The 21,277-nt window shown below is 50.9% G+C and carries 19 protein-coding genes, 1 tRNA gene and 1 pseudogene; 9 read left to right on the forward strand and 12 right to left on the reverse strand.

Annotated features, from left to right (window positions below; genetic code table 11):
* The first annotated feature begins 38 nt into the window (after positions 1-38).
* Together R3E63_00625 and R3E63_00630 are read left to right on the forward strand one after the other, a co-directional pair.
* Complete coding sequence (locus tag R3E63_00625) at positions 39-1,430, forward strand: peptidoglycan DD-metalloendopeptidase family protein (GenBank protein ID MEZ5538469.1); 1,392 nt, start codon at positions 39-41, stop codon at positions 1,428-1,430.
* Entirely contained in the window at positions 1,427-2,548 is a 1,122-nt protein-coding gene (locus R3E63_00630) for an anhydro-N-acetylmuramic acid kinase (GenBank protein ID MEZ5538470.1), read from the forward strand. Before R3E63_00625 ends, R3E63_00630 begins: the two co-directional genes overlap by 4 nt.
* Here the strand turns inward: R3E63_00630 and R3E63_00635 are convergent.
* The 3 genes and pseudogenes from R3E63_00635 to argC form a co-directional block, all read right to left on the reverse strand.
* A pseudogene (locus R3E63_00635) lies at positions 2,545-4,369 on the reverse strand (sodium:proton antiporter). The gene R3E63_00630 and the pseudogene R3E63_00635 overlap by 4 nt on opposite strands.
* Before the next feature lie 105 nt (positions 4,370-4,474).
* On the reverse strand, positions 4,475-4,825 hold the full coding sequence (gene erpA, locus R3E63_00640; GenBank protein MEZ5538471.1) for an iron-sulfur cluster insertion protein ErpA: 351 nt from the start codon (positions 4,823-4,825) through the stop codon (positions 4,475-4,477).
* Between the two features lie 38 nt (positions 4,826-4,863).
* Entirely contained in the window at positions 4,864-5,904 is a 1,041-nt protein-coding gene (gene argC / locus R3E63_00645; GenBank protein ID MEZ5538472.1) for an N-acetyl-gamma-glutamyl-phosphate reductase, read from the reverse strand.
* 69 nt (positions 5,905-5,973) lie between these two features.
* Between argC and hemJ the strand changes: the two genes are divergently transcribed.
* Entirely contained in the window at positions 5,974-6,399 is a 426-nt protein-coding gene (hemJ, locus tag R3E63_00650) for a protoporphyrinogen oxidase HemJ (protein ID MEZ5538473.1), read from the forward strand.
* Between the two features lie 66 nt (positions 6,400-6,465).
* Positions 6,466-7,737 (forward strand): aminotransferase class I/II-fold pyridoxal phosphate-dependent enzyme, encoded by a 1,272-nt coding sequence (locus tag R3E63_00655; protein MEZ5538474.1) that lies wholly within the window; start codon positions 6,466-6,468, stop codon positions 7,735-7,737.
* A gap of 53 nt (positions 7,738-7,790) precedes the next feature.
* Here the strand turns inward: R3E63_00655 and R3E63_00660 are convergent.
* The 5 genes from R3E63_00660 to R3E63_00680 all read right to left on the reverse strand — a co-directional run bounded on the left by R3E63_00660 (position 7,791) and on the right by R3E63_00680 (position 12,567).
* Positions 7,791-7,867: transfer RNA gene (locus R3E63_00660), tRNA-Ile, on the reverse strand.
* Between the two features lie 14 nt (positions 7,868-7,881).
* Positions 7,882-9,765: an RNA polymerase sigma factor RpoD gene (rpoD, locus tag R3E63_00665; protein ID MEZ5538475.1), complete on the reverse strand. Its 1,884-nt coding sequence runs from the start codon at positions 9,763-9,765 to the stop codon at positions 7,882-7,884.
* A 94-nt stretch (positions 9,766-9,859) separates the two neighbouring features.
* Positions 9,860-11,707, reverse strand: a complete 1,848-nt coding sequence (dnaG, locus tag R3E63_00670) for a DNA primase (protein ID MEZ5538476.1) — start codon at positions 11,705-11,707, stop codon at positions 9,860-9,862.
* A gap of 126 nt (positions 11,708-11,833) precedes the next feature.
* Positions 11,834-12,049 (reverse strand): 30S ribosomal protein S21, encoded by a 216-nt coding sequence (rpsU, locus tag R3E63_00675; protein MEZ5538477.1) that lies wholly within the window; start codon positions 12,047-12,049, stop codon positions 11,834-11,836.
* Positions 12,050-12,144: 95 nt separating this feature from the next.
* Positions 12,145-12,567, reverse strand: a complete 423-nt coding sequence (locus R3E63_00680; protein MEZ5538478.1) for an OsmC family protein — start codon at positions 12,565-12,567, stop codon at positions 12,145-12,147.
* A gap of 96 nt (positions 12,568-12,663) precedes the next feature.
* On the opposite strand from R3E63_00680, the gene crp reads away from it, so the two are divergent.
* Positions 12,664-13,302, forward strand: coding sequence for a cAMP-activated global transcriptional regulator CRP (gene crp, locus R3E63_00685; GenBank protein ID MEZ5538479.1), 639 nt, complete (start codon positions 12,664-12,666; stop codon positions 13,300-13,302).
* Positions 13,303-13,317: 15 nt separating this feature from the next.
* Here crp and galE read toward each other — a convergent pair whose 3' ends face one another.
* Positions 13,318-14,346, reverse strand: a complete 1,029-nt coding sequence (gene galE / locus R3E63_00690; GenBank protein ID MEZ5538480.1) for a UDP-glucose 4-epimerase GalE — start codon at positions 14,344-14,346, stop codon at positions 13,318-13,320.
* A 115-nt stretch (positions 14,347-14,461) separates the two neighbouring features.
* On the opposite strand from galE, the gene R3E63_00695 reads away from it, so the two are divergent.
* The 3 genes from R3E63_00695 to R3E63_00705 are packed head-to-tail and all read left to right on the forward strand — an operon-like array spanning position 14,462 to position 16,977.
* Positions 14,462-14,962 (forward strand): glycine zipper 2TM domain-containing protein, encoded by a 501-nt coding sequence (locus R3E63_00695; GenBank protein MEZ5538481.1) that lies wholly within the window; start codon positions 14,462-14,464, stop codon positions 14,960-14,962.
* Positions 14,963-14,990: 28 nt separating this feature from the next.
* The gene (locus R3E63_00700) at positions 14,991-16,235 is read left to right on the forward strand and encodes a multifunctional CCA addition/repair protein (GenBank protein MEZ5538482.1); all 1,245 of its coding nucleotides are present in this window, start codon (positions 14,991-14,993) and stop codon (positions 16,233-16,235) included.
* Entirely contained in the window at positions 16,222-16,977 is a 756-nt protein-coding gene (locus R3E63_00705) for a pteridine reductase (GenBank protein MEZ5538483.1), read from the forward strand. The genes R3E63_00700 and R3E63_00705 overlap by 14 nt, the downstream gene beginning before the upstream one ends.
* Here R3E63_00705 and moeB read toward each other — a convergent pair whose 3' ends face one another.
* From moeB to prfA, 3 genes are read right to left on the reverse strand one after another with little or no spacing between them, the layout of a single operon-like run.
* Complete coding sequence (moeB, locus tag R3E63_00710) at positions 16,978-17,727, reverse strand: molybdopterin-synthase adenylyltransferase MoeB (GenBank protein MEZ5538484.1); 750 nt, start codon at positions 17,725-17,727, stop codon at positions 16,978-16,980.
* Positions 17,720-18,586: a peptide chain release factor N(5)-glutamine methyltransferase gene (prmC, locus tag R3E63_00715; GenBank protein ID MEZ5538485.1), complete on the reverse strand. Its 867-nt coding sequence runs from the start codon at positions 18,584-18,586 to the stop codon at positions 17,720-17,722. The genes moeB and prmC overlap by 8 nt, the downstream gene beginning before the upstream one ends.
* A gap of 3 nt (positions 18,587-18,589) precedes the next feature.
* The gene (gene prfA, locus R3E63_00720; GenBank protein MEZ5538486.1) at positions 18,590-19,675 is read right to left on the reverse strand and encodes a peptide chain release factor 1; all 1,086 of its coding nucleotides are present in this window, start codon (positions 19,673-19,675) and stop codon (positions 18,590-18,592) included.
* 67 nt (positions 19,676-19,742) lie between these two features.
* Between prfA and R3E63_00725 the strand changes: the two genes are divergently transcribed.
* Positions 19,743-21,275: a glycosyltransferase family 39 protein gene (locus R3E63_00725; protein MEZ5538487.1), complete on the forward strand. Its 1,533-nt coding sequence runs from the start codon at positions 19,743-19,745 to the stop codon at positions 21,273-21,275.
* Positions 21,276-21,277: the final 2 nt, after the last annotated feature.

Raw genomic sequence — 21,277 nt, forward strand, 5'->3', positions numbered from 1 at the left:
ATCGGCCTCTTTTACCCAAAAATACCCATACAAAAACTATGTTATTTAAAGAAAATCACAATACTGGCAGTGTTTGGACGCGTCATTTTCCGCGCCATCATTTAATTGCCGCGTGCAGTATTTCTCTCCTCATTGCTACAACGCTCGTCATTCTTCCCGACAGCGTTGTTGCTTATCGTGCACAAGAAGAAGGCCTGTTGCCTGACATTGTTGCACCAACAAAAGTAACGCCTGAAATTCCTACAGCGGCAGCCGTTGCGCCAATGGAAGAAATTAGTGTTGCTCCCATTATTGAAACGGATCCGTGGCTGCATTTAACCGTGCGCAAAGGGGATACGCTCTCCAGCTTGTTACAAAAAGCCGGTTTGTCTGTGAATGAAATTCACAGCATCACCAATAGCAGCAAAGACGCAAAAAAATTGGCGTCGTTAAATTTAGATGATCAACTCGATGTATTAATGAAGGATGGCAAAGCGCAAGAGTTGCGTTTGCACCAAAGCAAACTGGAAAGCTTGACAATTAAACGCGTAGGCGATTCTTATCAAAGCGAGCGCGTTACTTTGGTACCCGAAGTACGCTACAGCTACGCACACGGCGTTATCGATAGTTCACTCTTTATGGCCGGACAAAAAGCTGGCCTGAATGACAAGATGACATTAAAGCTGGCTGATATTTTTGCCTACGACATCGATTTCCTACAAGAAATCCAAACAGGCGACAGCTTTTCTGTGATGTATGAAGATTTGTACTTGGATGGAAAGTCTATCGGTCACGGCAACATTATTGCCGCCGAATTTACCAATCAAGGTAAAACTTATCGCGCCATTCAATACACCAACAAAAATGGCTCGACCAGTTACTACACGCCAGATGGCAACATCATGCGTAAACAGTTTTTGCGTACACCTGTCGATTTTGTTCGCGTATCCTCTTATTTCAGTTCAGGTCGCTATCACCCCATTCTGCATAAAATTCGCGCGCACAAAGGTATCGATTACTCCGCACCGACCGGCACACCCATTAAAGCAGCAGGTGATGGTAAGGTTGTTTTCGCCGGTGTACGCAATGGTTTTGGCAATGTCGTCATGATTCAGCACGGTGGCGTTTACACCACGCTGTACGGCCACATGAGCAAAATTGGCGTAAAAAATGGTCAGCGCGTTTCTCAAGGACAAGTAATTGGCGCCGTTGGCAAAACAGGTTTAGCGACTGGCCCTCACTTGCATTATGAGTTCCATGTGAATGGTGCGGCAGTTAACCCTCTCGCCAACATGAACGTTGCGATGGCTGAGCCTTTGTCAAAATCTGAAAAAGCTGATTTTGAGAAAAAGATCACCTCATTGATGACGCAAATGAAACAGCTGGCTACTACAGCAACTCAGCCTACACAAAATCTTGCCGCAAATAACACTGGCACTATTCGTCAGTGATTTCGACATCAACTGATATCTATATCGGTTTGATGTCTGGCACCAGTTTGGATGCCATTGATGTTGCTTTGGTCGATTTGACCAACGAAAAATCACCACGCTTGATACACGCAGAGAATTTGGCAATCCCAGATTCTCTGCGTTTTCGTATCGCCCAACTGTGCCAACCTAGCGATGATGAAATCAATCGCATGGGCGCATTGGATGTGGAGCTCGGTGAATTATTTGCCGAAGCGGCACTCACTGTTTTAAAAAAAACCAACATAAAAACTGAGCAAGTGCGCGCCATTGGCAGCCACGGTCAGACCGTGCGCCATCATCCTTATCACTCATCACCTTTTAGTTTACAAATTGGCGATCCCAACACCATTGCCTTTCGTACAGGCATCACAACCGTTGCTGATTTTCGGCGCATGGATATTGCGGCAGGCGGCCAAGGTGCGCCACTGGTTCCGGCTTTTCACGATGCTGTTTTGCGCAGCGAAAATGAAAATCGCGTGATTGTAAATATCGGCGGTATGGCGAATATTACGCTGCTTGCACAAAACTTTTCTGTCAGTGGATTTGATACCGGCCCAGGCAATGTGTTGATGGATAGCTGGATACAAAAACACAAAAGTCTTGCACACGATGCCGAGGGCAGCTGGGCGCGATCCGGCCAATGCCTCGAGGCGCTGCTCCAGCAATTGCTCAGCCACCCCTATTTTTCTTTGCCCGCACCCAAAAGCACGGGGCGCGAAATGTTCCATCTCGCTTGGCTGGAAGCGCAGCTAACGGAGATCGGTGAAATCAAAGCAGAAGATGTTCAGCGCACGCTGCTGGAATTCACTGCTCGCAGTATTGGCGATGCCATCGCTCAGCTTCCTGCCCCGATTGATCGCGTGCTGCTCTGCGGCGGCGGCAGCCACAACACTTATCTGCGCGAGCGCATCGCCTCGCTGTTGCCACAATCGATTATTGGCAGCACGAGCGACTTCGGTATCTCGGCCGACTGGCTCGAGGCGATGGCCTTTGCCTGGTTGGCGAAGCAAAGATTGGAGCGCAAAGCAGGCAATGCGCCCTCCGTTACCGGTGCCAGTCGCCCATGTATCTTGGGCGGTGTGTACTTGGCCAGCTAGGCAGCTTGCCCCGTATTGGTTTGTGCTTCTTTGATCGATGCTTCTTTGACTAAGCCGATAATCGACCAGCCTGCTTGAGGCAAAAGCTGACTGTGGCTGCTAAAAATGTGCAGGCGATTATTGGTATCCATGGCAAACAAGGGCCAAACACAACGCTCTGGTGTATGTAGGTACGCATCAAAACTAAATTCTTCGGTTAGCTTAGTCGTGCGAAACTCAGCGCCTTGCGCTACAAGGGCGGACAGGCGAGCGAAAGTCATGTCATCAGCAAACAGAAATTGCCCTTTGTGGCGAGAGGCGGCAGTATGCTTTTCCTTGGTACCTTCGGGATCGGCCAAGGTGTAGATGTTCTGCTCGCCAAATTCCATACGATAACGCATGGCGGCCACGGTGTTTAATTCGCGATGGCGACTCAGGCCGAGCATGCGGCCAATGCCCACCAGATCCAGCTCTTGGTCGGCATACTTAGAAACCGGATGACCGTAAAAAGTGTTCAGTCCGACCATGCGCGCCGCTTTGATGTTGTCCCAATCGGAGTCCACCAGCGTAGGAGAAAAGCCATTCTTGAGCAGTATTTCTCCCAATGCTCGTGCAATGGGGTTAGCGCCAATGATCAACAGCTCATTGGGATCAGGCTCCGCCACCTTCAATAGACGCGCCATCGGACGGGCCGTGAGACTTTGCAGCGCAACCGTGCCGATGATGATCATGAATGTCAGCGGTACCATCTGGTCACCACCCGCCACATGATGGCTGGCAAGGCGGTCAGCAAAGAGCGCTGACACAGAAGCGGCCACGATGCCGCGCGGCGCGACCCAAGACAGTAATGCTTTCTCGCCAATTCAAATTGCTCTTCCAAGTGCTGGCAAGTACACACAAGGGGCGAGCAACAAACTGTGCCGCTAGCAGAATCAGCAAGGCCGTAGCGCCCAACTGGCTGAGCTGCTCCAACTGCAACTGGGAAGCCAATATCAAAAAAAGCGCTGAAATCAATAAAATGGTGAGGTTTTCCTTGAAATGCAGAATATCGCTGGTGTCTACCTGCTTAAGATTGGTTAGCGTGATACCGCAGACAGTAACCGCCATCAGCCCAGATTCTTCGATCAGATTATTGGCCAACACAAACTGCCCTACCACAACCGACAGCACCATGAAACTGCGCAAATACTCAGGTAGCCAGTGACGCTTTAGCACTTGACCCATAAAGTGGGCCATAACGAAACCGAGCAGAGCACCAAAACCACTGGTATAGGCAAATAGCCACGCCACATGCGACAACACCGTATCTGAACCCGTGGCAACCACCAGTTCATAAGCCAGTACCGCAAATAGCGCACCCAAGGGATCAATAACGATACCCTCCCAACGCAATATGCGAGCCACACTGGCGATCGGCCTGACACTACGCAACAGCGGCACAATGACGGTGGGGCCTGTCACCGTAACCAACGCTCCGAACAATAGCGCCAGCTCCAGTGACAGGTCCGTTAACCAGTAAGTGACCGCCGTCATGGTTGACCAAGTCACAAGGGCTCCAATGGTTACCAGTCGCCTCACCGGACCGGCAAGCCCGCGCAACTCGCTCAACTTCAATGTCATCGAGCCTTCGAACAGCACAATGGCAACGGCAATGGAAACACCAGGCAAGAGCATGTCACCAAAAACCACTTTGGGATCGATCACATGAAAAACGGGGCCTAGAGCAATGCCACACAGCAGTAACGGCAAAATAGCGGGAATCTTGATACGCCATGACAGCCATTGGCAGAGAAAGCCGATCACAGCAATCAACATCAATTGCGATGCCAAGGACAAGGGCATGGGTATTCCAAATTGTGAGGGAGAAGGAAACCTTGGCATAGCCTCCCTGTCAGGGCAAGCTACCCCACCGTAAGAAAATGACCGCTGGTGGGTGCAAAGCGCCTGCTAAATGGAAAAGGACGAGCCGCAGCCACAGGTGGTTTGTGCGTTTGGATTGCGAATCACAAACTTCGATCCCTGCAAACCCTCCTCGTAATCCACTTCTGCGCCGGCCAAATACTGATAACTTAGCGGATCAACCAACACGGTGATGCCATCTTTCTCGATAAAAGCATCATCCTCGGCAGCGATCTCATCGAAAGTGAAACCGTACTGAAAGCCGGAACAGCCACCGCCCGTCACGAACACGCGCAACTTCAAATCGGGATTGGCTTCTTCATCCACCAAACGGCGCACTTTATTGGCGGCGCTAGCAGTGACACTGATTTCTTCTGCAGCTAATGCTTCGGCACTCATGGTTTAGCTCCTCAATACCCTGTTTATGGGGTCAACCCTTAGGGAATCAACGCCAGATTTTCCAAGCCCGTCTGCTCCGGCAGACCGTGCATGATATTCATGATTTGCACGCCCTGACCGGACGCGCCCTTGGTCAAATTGTCGATCACCGCCATGATCACAGCGCGTTTACGCCCTTGCGGCTTGGTAACCGCAATGCGGCAAGTGTTCGCGCCTTTCACCGTGCGCGTTTCTGGATGCGAACCGGCGGGCAGCACATCGACAAAATACTCGTCTGCATAACGCTGCTCATAAAGCTGTTGCAGATCGACCGAATCGTCGAGCAAATCCGCGTAAATCGTCGCGTGCATGCCGCGCACCATCGGTACCAAATGCGGTACGAAAGTCAGCTCGAAAGGCTGTTCACCCGCCGATTGCAGCGCGTGGATACCCTGCTCAATTTCTGGCAGATGCCTATGCCCCGCGCTGGCGTAAGCTTTGAAACTACCGCTTAGCTCCGAGAACAACATATCCACCTTGGCTTGCCGTCCTGCGCCCGACACACCCGACACTGCATTGGCGATCAAGCTATCCGGCTTCACGAGTTTGGCTTCCAACAGCGGCAGCAAACCCAGTTGGATCACGGTGGGATAGCAGCCCGCACAAGCCACTAAACGCGCGTTGCGTATCGCCTCGCGATTCACTTCCGCCAAACCGTACACCGCCTCTTGCACCAGCTCAGGACAAGCGTGCTTTTGACCGTACCATTTTTCCCACACTGCAATATCGCGAATCCGAAAATCCGCTGAGAGGTCGATCACGCGCGTGCCGGTCTGCATCAGTTCAGCCATCATGGCCTGCGCTACGCCGTGCGGGGTGGCAAAAAACACCACATCGCAGGCAGCGAGCTGCTTAATGTCCGGCGCAGAAAACGCCAGATCAAAACGACCGCGCAAATTGGGAAACAACTGCGACACCGGCATACCCGCTTCGCCACGCGAAGTAATTACCTGCACGACCGTCTGCGGGTGCTGCGCCAACAAACGCAACAACTCCGCACCGGTATAACCCGTGCCGCCCACTATGCCGACTTTAATCACGATGACACCTGCACTGCTTTTGAATCCGTTATCATTTTAACGATTCCCACTTCAGGATGCAGAAATATCATGCTGTTTTTATGGCTAAAAGCCTTCCATCTGATTGCTGTGATCTGCTGGTTTGCTGCGCTGTTTTATCTGCCGCGCTTATTTGTCTATCACGCGATGAGCGATGACGCGATCAGCCGCGAGCGCTTCAAAATCATGGAGCGCAAACTGTATCGCGGCATCATGACGCCGGCAGCAATTGCCACGGTTATTTTGGGGCTATGGATGCTGCATCTGAACCCCGCGCTGCTCAGCATGGGTTGGATCAAAGTAAAGCTGGCTTTGGTGCTGTTGTTGATTGCGTACCACTGGGCTTGTGGGCATTTTTTGCGCCAATTTGCTGCGGATACCAATACCCGCAGCCATGTGTTTTTTCGCGTGTTCAACGAGTTGCCGGTCATCGCTCTCATTGCCATCATTTTGCTCGCCGTCTTAAAACCTTTTTGATTTGAAACTCTTCGGTTAACGCGCGCTTATGCCTATAATTGCGCGCTTTTTCTCGAGGGTGATTCCGTGCAAATCCAACAAGCTTCCCGTGAACAATTGGAAAACTGGCACAAGGAACTGCGTGCGCAGTATGCCGATTATCAGCAACGCAAGCTGTCACTGGATTTGACGCGCGGCAAACCCTCTGCCGAACAATTGGCGCTGTCTGATGCACTGGACGGCAACCTGCACAGCAACTACACACTCGACAACACCGACCTGCGCAATTACGGCGGCTTAGAAGGCTTACCTTCGGCGCGCAAATTGGGCGCAGCGCTGCTCGGCCTCGATCCTGCCGAAGTAATCGCGGGCGGCAACAGCAGCCTCACCATGATGTACCAAGCCATGCAGTACGCGTGGATGCTGGGCCCTGATGGCAAAAGCGCATGGCGCAACGAAGCCAGCGTGAAGTTTCTCTGCCCATCGCCCGGCTACGACCGTCACTTTGCGATTTGCGAGCAGCTCGGCATCGAAATGATCTCCGTGCGCTTGACCGACAATGGCCCCGACATGGATCAAGTGGAAGCTTTGATCAAAGCCGATGCCTCCATCAAAGGTATGTGGTGCGTACCAAAATACAGCAACCCGACCGGCTGTGTTTACAGCGCGGAAACGGTCGATCGCATCGCCGCGCTCGGCAAAATTGCCGCCGCTAATTTCCGCGTGTTCTGGGATAACGCCTATGTGGTGCACGATTTAGCTGACAATGCACCCGCACTCGCCAACATCATGGAACGCTGCCGCGCACACGGCACCGAACACAGTGTGTTGCAATTTACTTCCACCTCAAAAATCACCCATGCCGGCGCTGGCGTGGCGTTTATGGGCGCATCCAAAGAAAACTTGGCGGTGTTCTGCAAACAGCTCGGCATCGCCACCATCGGCCCCGACAAAGTCAATCAAGCGCGCCATCTTGCGTTTTTAGCGGACGCACCCGCTGTGCAACAACACATGAAAAAACACGCCGCGATTTTGAAGCCGCGCTTTGATTGCGTACTGCAACATTTGCAAACCGCGTTTGCTGGCAGTGATCTCGGCGAATGGACAGCACCTGTCGGCGGCTATTTTGTGTCGTTCAATACTCGTGCTGGACTTGCGACCACCGTAGTAAAACTCGCTGCCGAAGCAGGTGTAAAACTCACACCTGCAGGTGCCACTTTCCCTTACGGCAAAGATCCAGAAAACCGCAACATCCGCCTTGCACCCAGCTTCCCTAAATTGGACGAAGTAGATTTGTGCATGGCGATTTTCACCACTTGCGTGAAGCTGGCTTCGGTGGAGCAAGCATTAGCAAGCTGATCTTTTTTCATAGCAAAAAATAAAAAATCCAGCAATGCTGGATTTTTTATTTTTGGTGGGCCCAGTAGGACTTGAACCTACGACCAATCGATTATGAGTCGACTGCTCTGACCAACTGAGCTATAGGCCCAAAGAGTGTGCGAATTATTCGTCGAGAAAACCGCGCAGATAATCGGAGCGTGTGGGGTGACGCAATTTACGCAAAGCTTTCGCTTCGATTTGACGAATGCGCTCACGCGTGACATCAAATTGTTTGCCCACTTCTTCCAGCGTGTGATCGGTATTCATGTCGATACCAAAACGCATACGCAACACTTTCGCTTCGCGCGCGGTGAGTGAGGACAACACTTCACGCGTTGCTTCGCTCAAACCTTCCGTTGTTGCTGCTTCAATCGGCGATTGAATCGTCGTGTCTTCAATAAAATCACCCAAATGTGAATCTTCATCGTCACCCACAGGGGTTTCCATGGAGATCGGTTCTTTGGCAATTTTTAACACTTTACGCACTTTGTCTTCTGGCATTTCCATGCGTTCGCCCAGTTCTTCCGGCGTGGGTTCGCGACCCATTTCTTGCACCATTTGACGCGAAATGCGGTTCAGTTTGTTGATGGTTTCAATCATGTGTACGGGGATGCGAATGGTGCGCGCCTGATCAGCAATCGAACGCGTAATCGCCTGACGAATCCACCATGTTGCGTAAGTGGAAAATTTATAACCGCGACGGTACTCAAACTTATCCACCGCTTTCATCAGACCGATATTGCCCTCTTGAATCAAATCCAAGAATTGCAAACCACGGTTGGTGTATTTTTTGGCGATAGAAATTACCAAACGCAAGTTAGCTTCCACCATTTCGCGTTTGGCACGACGCATACGCGCTTCACCGAGCGACAGGCGGCGATTGATTTCTTTCAATGTTGCCAACGGCATATCCATGCGCGTTTCGATTTGCAGCAGTTTTCTCTGGCTGCGTTGTACATCTGGTTTGATATTTTCTAAACGATCAGCATTGCTTTGATTTTTCTTGAGGCGCATTTGCGCAGTGAGCCATTTCTCATTGGTTTCGTTGCCAGGAAACGCTTCAATAAAATGTTTACGATCCATGCCGCCGCGACGAACACACAGCGTCATAATTGCGCGCTCTTCTGCACGAATTTGCGCCAACACATCACGAGAGTTTTTCAAAATAGGATCAAACTGACGCGGCGTCAGTTTAAGAAATTTAAACACTTCTGCCAGCGCTTCCATTTCTTTGCCAGCTTGCTTGCTATCGCGACCGTGTTTACTCAAAGCCTTTTGTGCTTTATCAAACTGCTTTTTCAATTTACCAAAACGAATTTTTGCTTCTTCTGGGTCAGGACCTGTATCAACTTCAGCTTCATCATCACCACTATCATCATCATCATCTTCTTCATCTTTGCCATTGGCTTTTGCTTTTTTTGCGCCCGGCTCAGGTAATTCTTGATCGTTATTCACCGCTGCGCCCGGCGCAACAGGCATTGTTTCCATCGGATCCAAATAGCCAGTAATGATGTCGCTGAGTTTTCGCTCTTCTGTTGCGACCATCGCGTATTCTTGCAAGATCGCTTCGACAGAACCCGGCACATAAGACAGTGCCGCCATCATTTCGCGAATACCTTCCTCAATGCGTTTGGCGATAACAATTTCACCTTCACGCGTCAGCAAATCCACCGTGCCCATTTCGCGCATGTACATACGCACAGGATCGGTGGTGCGACCCACTTCACTTTCTACGGCAGCTAATGCAGCAGCGGCCTCTGCGGCAGCGGCTTCATCGATTGCTGCTTCACCGTCTGCCATCAACAACGCTTCTGCATCGGGCACATTTTCAAAAACACGAATGCCCATATCGTTGATCATTTGAACTATATTTTCGACCTGCTCCTCATCCGCAAGATCTTCTGGCAAGTGGTCATTGACTTCGGCATAAGTCAGGTAGCCCTGCTCTTTACCACGGGCAATCAGGTCTTTCAGGCGGGACTGTTGCTGTTTGACGATCTCGGACATGAGGCGATCCAATCTGTGTTTTCAAGGCGTTAAAGGGCGCGGATTATACCGGATGGTGGGGGCATATCTCTAGATTGCAAGACGATTCCCGTATTCAACGGCTGTGCTTTTCCCGCAGTAAGCGCTGTAAATCGTGCTTTTCCAGTTCCGTCAGCTCGCGCACGCGCGATTGCTCGATCAAATGCAGCAATGGATTCTCTTGCTCAATGCGTAGCAGCAAGCGCTCTAACGCAGCCTGCAGTTGCTCTGCCGCCAGCAATTCGTTATCCACCAGTTTTTCGCGATTCGCCAACTCGTACAAATGCGCGCCACTTTCGCTGCCGTATTGACCATGCCACAGCCCCAATAAGCGACTGCGACTGGCGTGCGGATGCTCCTGCATCAAGTTCAGCAAGCGCAACAAAGTCAGCAAATCACCACTCGGCTCACCCTGCTGTAGACGCGACAACGCCGGCAACAGCTGTTGATGCAGATGCGGGTAGTGCAACAGCAAATGCAGAATCGATTCCAGCAGGCTGAGCGCGATGCGCCGCGTATCGGCAGCTTTCGGCATGATTTTTTGTGGGCTAGCAGAGCGTTCAGTTTGCGGCAATAGCGAGTGCGCGGCATCTGCTGCTTCGGATTGCGACACACTGACACGCTCGCCCACCAAGCGTTGTAAGTAAGCGATATCTAACTGTGTACGCAGCGATAAATCGACAAACATCTGCTGGCGGAAGGGACCATCCGGCAGGCGTTGCAACTGCGGAGCCACACGGCTGGCCAAGGCGGCACGCCCTTCGGCAGCATCCATCTGCAAACCAAGGCTAGCTTGCTCAAACAGATATTCCGACAGCGGCAGTGCTTTTTCTAACAGCGCGGTAAACGCGTCCAAACCACTGCGACGCACATAGCTGTCGGGGTCGTCGCCGTCACCCAGAAATAAAAATCGCACTTGGCGCTGCTCGCGCAGGGCAGGCAGAGACACATCCAGCGCGCGCACAGCGGCGCGGCGACCGGCTTCATCGCCATCGAAACAAAACACCACTTCATTGGCGTAGCGGAAGGCTTTCTCCAAGTGCGCGGTGCCTGCCGCCGTACCCAGCGTGGCCACCGCACCAGCCAGCCCGAACTGCGCCAGCGCCACTGCATCCATATAGCCTTCAACAACCACGAGGCGCGCCAAAGTACTCTTGCTGCGGCTGGCTTCGTGCAGCCCGTACAGCTCGCGCCCCTTGGAAAACACCGGCGTTTCCGGCGAGTTCAGGTACTTGGGCTTTTCGTCGGTCAGCACACGACCGCCGAAAGCGATCACGCGGCCGCGCAAATCACGAATAGGGAACATCACACGATCACGAAAGCGGTCATAACGTTTGCCGGTGTCGTCGCGATCAACCAGCATGCCGCTCTCCAACAGCAGCGACTCCTGCCAACCCGCGCTCAGCAAATGCTGCATGAGATTGTCCCAGCCTGGGGGCGCGTAGCCGATGCCGTACTGCTGTATCACCGCCTCGCTCAAACCGCGCTGCTGTAAATACGCACGCGCTTTGTCCGCTTGCGGGTGCTGCTGCAACTGCCGCTGAAAATATGCCGCCGCCTGCTCCAGCAGCGCACACAGATCTTGCTGCACGCGCTGGGTTTTCTGTTCCTGCTCAGAGAGTTGCTCGCGCGGCACTTCCACGCCTTGCAGTTGCGCCAAGCTCTCCACAGCGCGCGGAAAATCCAAGTTTTCAAATGCCATCAAAAAGCCAATGGCATTGCCGCTCGCGCCACAACCGAAGCAGTGATAGAACTGTTTTTCTTGATTGACGCTAAACGAGGGCGTCTTTTCATCGTGAAAGGGGCAGCAGGCCATGTAATTGCGGCCGCTTTTTTTCAGGCGCACGCGGCGATCTATCACTTCGACGATGTCGGCGCGATCGAGCAAATCATCGATAAAAGATTGAGGAATTAAGCCGGCCATACCGCGATGGTTTTCATCCTTTCGTAGGACTTTCCATAATACTGCAAACGCAAAAAACCACGCATGAGCTTCACGCGTGGTTTTTTAAATAAGTGCTGAAATGCCCAGCGAAACTGGGCGGAGCAATCAGTACAGGCGTTGCTGACGGCGGTTTTCGCGAGACAGCTTTTTCAGGTGACGCTTAACTGCCGCAGCAGCTTTGCGTTTGCGCACTGAAGTGGGCTTCTCATAGAACTCGCGGCGGCGGACTTCCGCCAATACACCCGCTTTTTCGCAAGAGCGCTTGAAGCGGCGCAGTGCAACATCAAATGGCTCGTTTTCTTTCAAACGTACTGAAGGCATGTGTTCTTCCGATAATAATTAACAGCCCGCTCTTAGGCGGGGCGCGAATTCTAGCCCTATGGAGGGCGCAATGTAAACCCGTAAACCGCTTCCGTTCACGCTTCTGACGCGATTTCGTAGCTATGCGTGACCGTCGCGCCAGCGCGACTGAACATCAGCGAGGCGGAGCAGTACTTCTCGGCCGACAAATCCACTGCGCGTTTGACCTGCGCGTCCTTCAACTGCTTGCCGCTGACGACGAAATGAATATGGATGCGCGTGAATACGGCGGGAATCTCATCCGCGCGCTCGGCCTCCAATTGCGCGACACAGTTCGTCACTGCTTGGCGCGACTTCTGCAGAATGCTAACCACATCAAACGAAGCGCAGCCGCCCATACCCATCAGCAACATTTCCATCGGGCGCGGACCCAAATTGCGGCCACCGTGATCCGGTGGGCCGTCCATCAACACGCAATGCCCACTGCTTGATTCCGCGAGAAACATCGCCTCGCCCACCCATCTCACTGTCGATTTCATCGTTGCTAATCACTCAAGGTTTTGTTTTCATGCCCATTATCACAAACCCCCTGCTACAAAGCACGGCGTTCATAAAAAGAAAAAGGAGAGGCCGCTTTGGTTTCCGTTTCGCTCACACCCAAAATTCATAATGTCGATAAGTTTCTCGAGCATTGCCATCGCCGCCGCTATCCCGCCAAAAGCACCATTATTTATGCAGGCGATACCAGCGATGCGCTGTACTACATCATCAGTGGTTCCGTCACAGTTTTGATTGAAGATGCCGACGGCCGCGAAATGATTGTCGCCTATCTCAATGCCGGTGATTTTTTTGGTGAGATGGGTTTGTTCGACGATGAAAACAATCCGCGCAGTGCGTGGGTGCGCGCAAAAAATGCCTGCGAAGTTGGCGAAATCAGTTACACCAAATTTCACGAAATCAGCGACAACCATCCAGAAATTTTGCTCGCTATGGGCAAACAATTAGCACACCGTTTGCGCTCCACCACACGCAAAGTTGGCGATTTGGCATTTATGGATGTCACCGGCCGCGTCGCACGCACACTGCTGGATTTATGCAAAGAACCCGACGCAGTGACACATCCCAACGGCATGCAAATTCGTATCACGCGACAAGAAATTGGACGCATCGTCGGCTGCTCACGCGAAATGGTCGGGCGTGTACTTAAAACATTAGAAGAACAAAATCTAATTAGCGCGAAAGGCAAAACCATGGTGGTGTACAACGCACGGTAACCACCGCATATTTCATCAACCGCGATACCCCTGCGGATTATTCAACTGCCATCGCCAACTATCCGCCAGCATTGTTTCAAGACTTTTTTCTGCCACCCACTGCAATTCTTCGCGTGCACGGCTGGCATCCGCCCAACACTCAGCCACATCACCATCGCGGCGCGGCATGACGCGATACGGCACGGGTTTTCCGCTGATGCGCTCGAAGGTTTTTACCATTTCCAGCACGCTGTAACCTTGCCCTGTGCCTAAGTTGTACGCGCGACAAAATGATTGCGCTTCTGGTTTTGATAACAGTAAACGCAAGGCAGCGAGATGCCCCGCTACTAAGTCTTCCACATGAATATAATCGCGCACGCCGGTGCCATCAGGCGTTGCGTAGTCGTCACCAAACACGGGCAACTCCGCGCGCACACCAGCCGCCACTTGCGCAATGTACGGCAACAAATTATTCGGGATGCCCGCAGGATCTTCGCCAATCAAACCGCTTGCATGCGCGCCGACGGGATTGAAATAGCGCAACAACGCCACTTGCCACGCAGCCGCCGCACAAACATCGCACAAAATTTGTTCGGTCATTTGTTTAGTTTGACCGTAAGGATTGCACGCGCCCAGCGCGGCTGTTTCGTCCAAAGGCATTGTGCTGTTTGCGCTATACACGGTAGCGGATGAACTGAAAATCAAACGGTGGACGGCATGCGCCTGCATCGCCTGCAATAACACCAGCGTGCCACTGATATTGTTTTCGTAGTAGCGCAATGGCTCACTGCACGATTCGCCCACCGCTTTCAATCCCGCAAAATGCATTACCGCACTGATCGTGTGCTGTATAAAAATTTGATTCAATAATGCGCGATCACGCATATCACCGCGATAAGTCACCAGTGCGCGACCGGTAATTTTTTCAACACGCTCCAATGCGACGGGATGGCTGTTGCAAAAATTGTCCAGTACCACCACAGAAAAGCCTGCATTCAACAGTGCCACGCAGGCATGGCTGCCGATATAACCAGCGCCACCCGTTACTAAAATTGCTTCCGTCATATCTTTCCGCCCTTGGTCACTGCGCCGCATTATCAAAGTTTTTACCTAGGTTTACACGCGTTTGACTTCCCATCACGGTCGTTGTTTGATGCTGAGTATCCACGAGGACTACACCATGAAAACATTTCTTAGCATTGCACTGGCTTTCAGCTTAATAGGGGTAACAGCTGGTTGCGCTCAACGCGATGAAGAAAGCTATTCGCGCTACGAAACCAACCAGTCCATGAATGTGGAGTACGGTACGGTGCGCGAAATGCGCCGCGTCAACTTACGCGGTTACAGCAACGGCGTTGGAGCAGTAACAGGCGCAGTGATTGGCGGCGTAGCGGGCAATGCAGTATCGGGGCGCTGGGATAAAGGCTTAGGCACGATGATTGGCATTCTCGTCGGTGGGTTAGTGGGCAGCGCGACGCAACAAGGCATGACAGCAACGGACGGCTGCGAATTGATTATTCAACTTGATAGTGGTCGCACCGTTGCCATTGCCGTGCCAATAAACGAACAGCAGTTTGGCGTAGGGCAACGCGTAAAATTGATGGAGAACTCACGCGGCAGCCGTGTCGTTCCTACCAATGAAGGCTATTCCTATCCGCCCTACGACAGCTATCGCAACTGAGTGCTAAATGCCAGCACAAAGCAACGGTATAAAAATCTATTTGGTTGGCGGTGCCGTACGCGATCAGCTGCTCGGCATTCCTGTACACGAGCGCGATTGGGTAGTGACTGGTGCAACACCGGAACAAATGCTAGAACTTGATTACAAACCGGTAGGTAAAGATTTTCCCGTTTTTTTACACCCGGAAACCGCTGAAGAATACGCATTGGCGCGCACAGAAAGAAAAACAGCGCGCGGTTATCACGGTTTTGTTTTTCATACCGATACCGGCGTTACACTGGAAGAGGATTTATATCGCCGCGACTTAACCATCAATGCAATCGCAAAAGATGAGCAAGGCAATCTTGTTGATCCTCACAATGGACAGCACGATTTGCAGAAAAAAATTCTACGCCATGTATCGCCCGCTTTTGCAGAGGATCCTGTTCGCATTTTGCGCTTGGCGCGTTTTTCTGCACGCTTCCATCATTTAGGTTTTCACATCGCCGAAGAAACGCTAATGCTGATGCGCGAGATGGTAGCCGCAGGCGAAGTGGGTGCTTTAACGCCAGAGCGCGTCTGGCGTGAATGCGAGCGCGCACTGGGCGAAAAAAATCCGCAAATATTTTTTTCTGTCTTGCAACAATGCGGCGCACTGGCTGTTATTTTCCCCGAAGTGGATGCCTTGTTTGGCGTGCCGCAACCGCCACAGCATCACCCAGAAATTGATACAGGTGTGCACACGCTGATGGTTGTCGAGCAGTGTGCAAAACTCACTGACAACACTGTCGCGCGCTTTGCAGCACTGTGTCATGACTTAGGCAAAGCACTGACACCTGCGTCCGTTTTACCTCGCCATATTGGTCATGAAGCAAAAAGTAAACCCTTGGTCATCGCTTTGTGCGAACGCTTGGGCGTGCCTACCGAGTATCGTGATCTTGCTGTGCTAACCGCGGTGTATCACACACACTGCCATCGAGCACTCACACTGCGCGCAGCGACCATTCTGGAATTATTTGAAAATTTAGATGTATTCCGTCGACCACAAAGGCTGGAACCTTTCTTGATGGCCTGCGAAGCTGATGCACGCGGTCGCACTGGATTTGAAAATTGCTCGTATTTACCAACAGCATTTTTGCGCGACGCCTATGCGCTGTGCAATGCGATCACCGGCAAAGATATTGATAGCGAAATTTTTTCTGGCAAAGCCTTTGGCGAAGAGTTGCGACGCTTGCGTATCCATGCCTTAAAAGCTATTGCACAACCCAATCAGGAACAACATGAATCTCACTAACGCTACACCACCTGTTGCACTGATAACGGGCTGCGCACAAAGAATTGGCGCGGTTATCGCAGAGCAGTTACATGATTCCGGCTACAACATCATTATCCATTATCGTCATTCGCAAAAATCAGCAGAAATATTGACACACAATCTCAATACGCAACGAGCTGATTCCGCTATTTGTATTGCCGCTGACTTGCAGAATCACAGCGCCATTCTGTCATTAGCGAAACAATCTGTTGCTGCATGGGGTCATATCGACGCGCTGATCAATAACGCTTCTTCATTTTTTCCTACACCAATCAGGAAAACCACAGAAACCGATTGGGATGCATTGATAGACAGCAATATGAAAGCGCCATTTTTTTTAGCGCAGGCCTTGTCCGATCATCTAAAAAAACAATTCGGCTGCATTATCAACATCGCCGACATTTATGCAGAAACACCACTAGCACAGCACACCGTGTACTGCATGGCCAAGGCGGGCAATGTGATGCTAACAAAATCACTCGCCTGTGAATTGGCTCCACAGGTTCGCGTCAATGGCATCGCACCAGGCGCAATTCTGTGGCCAAAAGATGCGACGCAAGAACACGAGACAGCACAAGAAAAAATACTAGAGAAAATTCCACTACATCGCACAGGCGAAGCGCTGGATATTGCAAAAACTGTTTTGTTTTTATTGCGCGATGCGCCGTATATCACAGGACAAATTATTAAAGTGGATGGAGGAAGAAGCGTGTGCAGCTAGCTACGCGCCATCTCCGCAAACCGAACACGCTAAATCTTTTTTCAGCACCATCGTACGAACTTGCATACTTGTTGCATCTAATAACAGCACGCGACCATCTAAAGGCTCGCCATAGCCAGCGATTATTTTCAAAGCTTCTGCCGCCTGCATCGCACCGACAATCCCCACCAAAGGCGACAACACACCGCTATCACTGCACGAGAGATTTTCTTGCGCATCTTGCTCACCATAGAGGCAGGCATAGCACGGGCTTTCTGCGCTGAAATTAAAGACTGATACTTGCCCTTCACCACGAATAGCAGCACCCGATACCAAGGGTTTTTTATGCGCAACACAGGCGCGATTGATTGCTAAACGCGTGGTGAAATTATCGGAGCAATCCAACACCACATCGACGGCGGCAACTTGTTCAGTTAATACATCGCCCGCCAGACGCAGGCATTTTTCTTCAACAATCATTTCTGTATTTAACGCGCGCAGTGATTCCGCTAAAGATGCCACCTTTGTTTTACCAATATCCGCATTGCCATGAGCAATTTGTCGCTGCAAATTACTCAGCTCCACGACATCGTCATCAACTAAAATGATTTTCCCCACACCGCTAGCAGCTAAGTACATCGCCGCCGGACAACCTAATCCGCCCGCACCGACGATCAACACACTCGACTGATTAACGCGTTCCTGTCCTTCAATATCAAAACCTTGCAAAGCAATATGGCGGCTATAGCGCAACAACTGTTGATCATTCATGCGACATTCCTCGCGACCACACACCCCATGTCACGCGTGCATTGTTGTTGTAATCATTTTCCGTTTTTACAGCGACATAACCACACTGCGACAAATAATTTCGCAAGTGCTCGCCCTGCTCAAATCCATGCTCCAACAACAGCACAGCATTTTCAGCAAGATATTTTTTTGCTGTGTGCGCAATAAAAAACAAATCCGCAAAACCTTCCTCATCAGCCACCAATGCGCTGCGCGGTTCAAAACGCACATCACCTTCGCAGAGATGCTTGTCACTGGCTGCAATATACGGTGGATTGCTGACGATTATGTCAAAACGCGCATTTTCCTCTACAGCAGAAAACCAGTCGCTCTCGTAAACACGAACATTGTGCAGCTGTAAGTTTTGTGCGTTTTGTTTTGCCAAGGCGACTGCCTGCAGCTGCCTATCCACAGCGTCAATGCGCCACTGCGGCTGCTCATGCGCTAAGGCCAAAGCGATCGCACCGGTTCCCGTACCGAGATCTAAAACCTGCGCATTTTTTTTATCGCAAGAACGCAACGCTGTTTCTACCAATACTTCCGTATCAGGGCGCGGAATTAAAGTGCTGGCATCTACCATCAAAGATAGCGACCAAAACTCTCGTTGACCCGTGATATGCGCGATTGGCTCACCATTTTTTCGCCGCTCTACATACTGTAAAAAAAGATGCAGCGCAGCCGGATCCAGCTCTACATCACCGTAGGCATATAAATACGCGCGATTTTTTTGCAGCACATCCGCCAATAAAACCTCTGCATCTAAACGCGCGGAATCGCTCATCGCCAACAACAGGCTTGTCGCCTGTTCCAGCAACACCTCAATGGCATGAGGCGATGACATTGTTTACTCGTTAGATAAAGCGGCTAACAAATCCGCTTGATGTTCGTTGACCAATGGTTGAATCACCGCATCCAACTTGCCTTGCATAATTTCATCCAGCGAATACAAAGTAAGATTGATGCGATGGTCCGTCATGCGCCCTTGTGGAAAGTTATAAGTGCGAATGCGCTCTGAGCGATCGCCGCTGCCCACTAAATTGCGGCGTTCATCGGCTTGCTGTTGCTGTCGCTGGTTCACTGCACTGCTGTGCAATTTCGCCACCAACAAGGCCATCGCACGCGAACGGTTTTTATGTTGGCTGCGCTCGTCCTGACACTCCACCACAATGCCGGTTGGAATGTGCGTGATGCGAATCGCAGAATCGGTTTTGTTGACATGCTGACCACCCGCACCCGACGCGCGAAAGGTATCGATGCGCACATCATTTTTATCGATATTGATCGCTTCGACTTCATCCATTTCCGGCAGTATCGCCACCGTACAAGCCGATGTGTGTATGCGACCTTGCGCTTCTGTTGCCGGCACACGCTGCACGCGATGCGCGCCGGATTCAAATTTCAAACGCGAGTACACATCTGATCCAGAAACGCGCGTGATAATTTCCTTATAGCCGCCGTGCTCGCCAGGGCGCTCGCTGATAATTTCAATGCGCCAACCACACTCATCGGCATAGCGGCTGTACATGCGAAATAAATCGCCCGAAAAAATAGCAGCCTCGTCGCCGCCTGTGCCTGCGCGAATTTCCAAAAACACATTGCGCCCATCGTCAGGATCTTTAGGCAATAGCAGCGTTTGCAACTCGCTTTCAAAATACTGCAATCGCTCTTCAGCATCGCGCAATTCTTCTTCCGCCATGGCTTTGAAATCGGCATCGCCATCGCGCAATAATTCCTGTGCGGTCTGAATATCTGCTAACACTTTGAGGTATTGGCGATAACCCTCAACCACCGGCTCCAACTCGGCAAACTCGCGTGAATACAACCGAAACTTATCTTGGTTTGCAATTACTTCTGCATCACCCAGCAGAGCCGCCAACTCTTCGTGGCGCTCCAAGAGCGTTTGTAGTTTTTGCAGAATAGAAGGCTTCATAACTGTACCCGTGAACTGTGCGGCATTGTATCCTTAATCGTTTACTCGATTGAAAGGAATACGCACCGTGTACCGCGCCACCACGACTACTTTTGTATGGATCAGCACGATGCTTGCCGTATTAGCGGCATTAACCTGTCTTTGGTTAGCGCGCTACCAGCCCATAGAAATGGACTTGGCCATGCTGCACTACAGTGCTTTTCTCATTAATGAAAAGCATTTTTTGCTGTATCGCGACATATTTGAGAACAACCTTCCTGGCCCATTCTTTTTGCACGCCATGATTGGAAAGGTCTTTGGCTACACTGCACTACCCGTCCGTATCATTGACGCTTTTTTTCTTGGAATAATTGCCACCTGTAGCTGGATAATTATTTCTCCCATCTCAAAACCGAGCGCCGTATTAGCACCAGCAATTTTCACTCTGGTTTATATTTCTGGCGGCCCTGTGGCAGCTTTTCAACGCGACTACATCGCCATTATTCCTCTTGTACTATCCCTCGCATTGCTATGCAGCAAGGCAGTAAAACCACTATGCGATGCTATTTTAGTTGGCGCGCTATGCGGTGCAGCTTGCTCACTCAAGCCAAATTTTATTGTCGTCGCGCCGGCACTGTATTGGATACTCCTTTCAAAAATGAATGGCCGCTTTGTTACAAAACTAAAAACCACTTTCCTTCCTGCAGCCATCGCCTTTGTCGGTATTTTCTCTATTCCATTTTTATGGGGCTTAAAGCACGCCGACTACCAAGTTTTTATTGATATTTACACAGGTGGTTATACGCAGCTTTATGTAAATACTCGACCCGACCTCTATCACTACGACAGCGAGCCGCAGCGATGGTTTGCATTGTTATCCATGCAAGCAAACCACCTGATGAAAATGGCTATTCTTTCTATTCCTGGATTGCTGTGGGCGTGGCGACAACACCGCAACAACCCTGCTCTACTCATGCGCTTGCGCTCCATTGCTATTCTCACTTTTGCTATCAGCTGGCATGAAGTCATTGCAGGGAAATTTTGGGCAGCCCACTTATTACCTCCTTACTTCTTTGCCGTTTTATGTTTTTCGCTCTTACTAACACCGGTAAACAGTGCAGCGACAAAAACGGAAAAAATAATCGCGCCACTACCTGCTTGCCTCTTTATTTATATCGCCTACCTTTTAGGGTCATACAATTTCCAGCGCTTAAGTAACTTGCACTACACCGCAGAAAACCACGATATTCGCTCACAAAAAATAGCTCGCTATTTACAAGCTAATTTACAACCTAACGACACCGTACAAAGCCTTGATGGATCCGGCGATGGACAAGGCGCACTGCTGCTGGCGCATGCCACTTATGCCACAAGATTCCTCGAGGATATCCCTCTGTACTTACAACCAAACTCACCTGTCACACAGGCATTTCGCCGTGAATTTCTCGATACGATGGCCAAAAAGCCACCCACCTACTTTGTTTATATCCATAACTTTTTTCATCCAGCAGGAGGTAATCGCCTAAAAGAATTCCGCGAGCTGAATCAATTTCTCAGCGATCACTACGACATTGCAGCAGAGGAAGATGGCCAATACACGATTTATCGCCATCGAAAATAGCA

The sequence above is a fragment of the Pseudomonadales bacterium genome (genome assembly GCA_041395665.1).
GTDB lineage: Bacteria > Pseudomonadota > Gammaproteobacteria > Pseudomonadales > UBA7239 > UBA7239.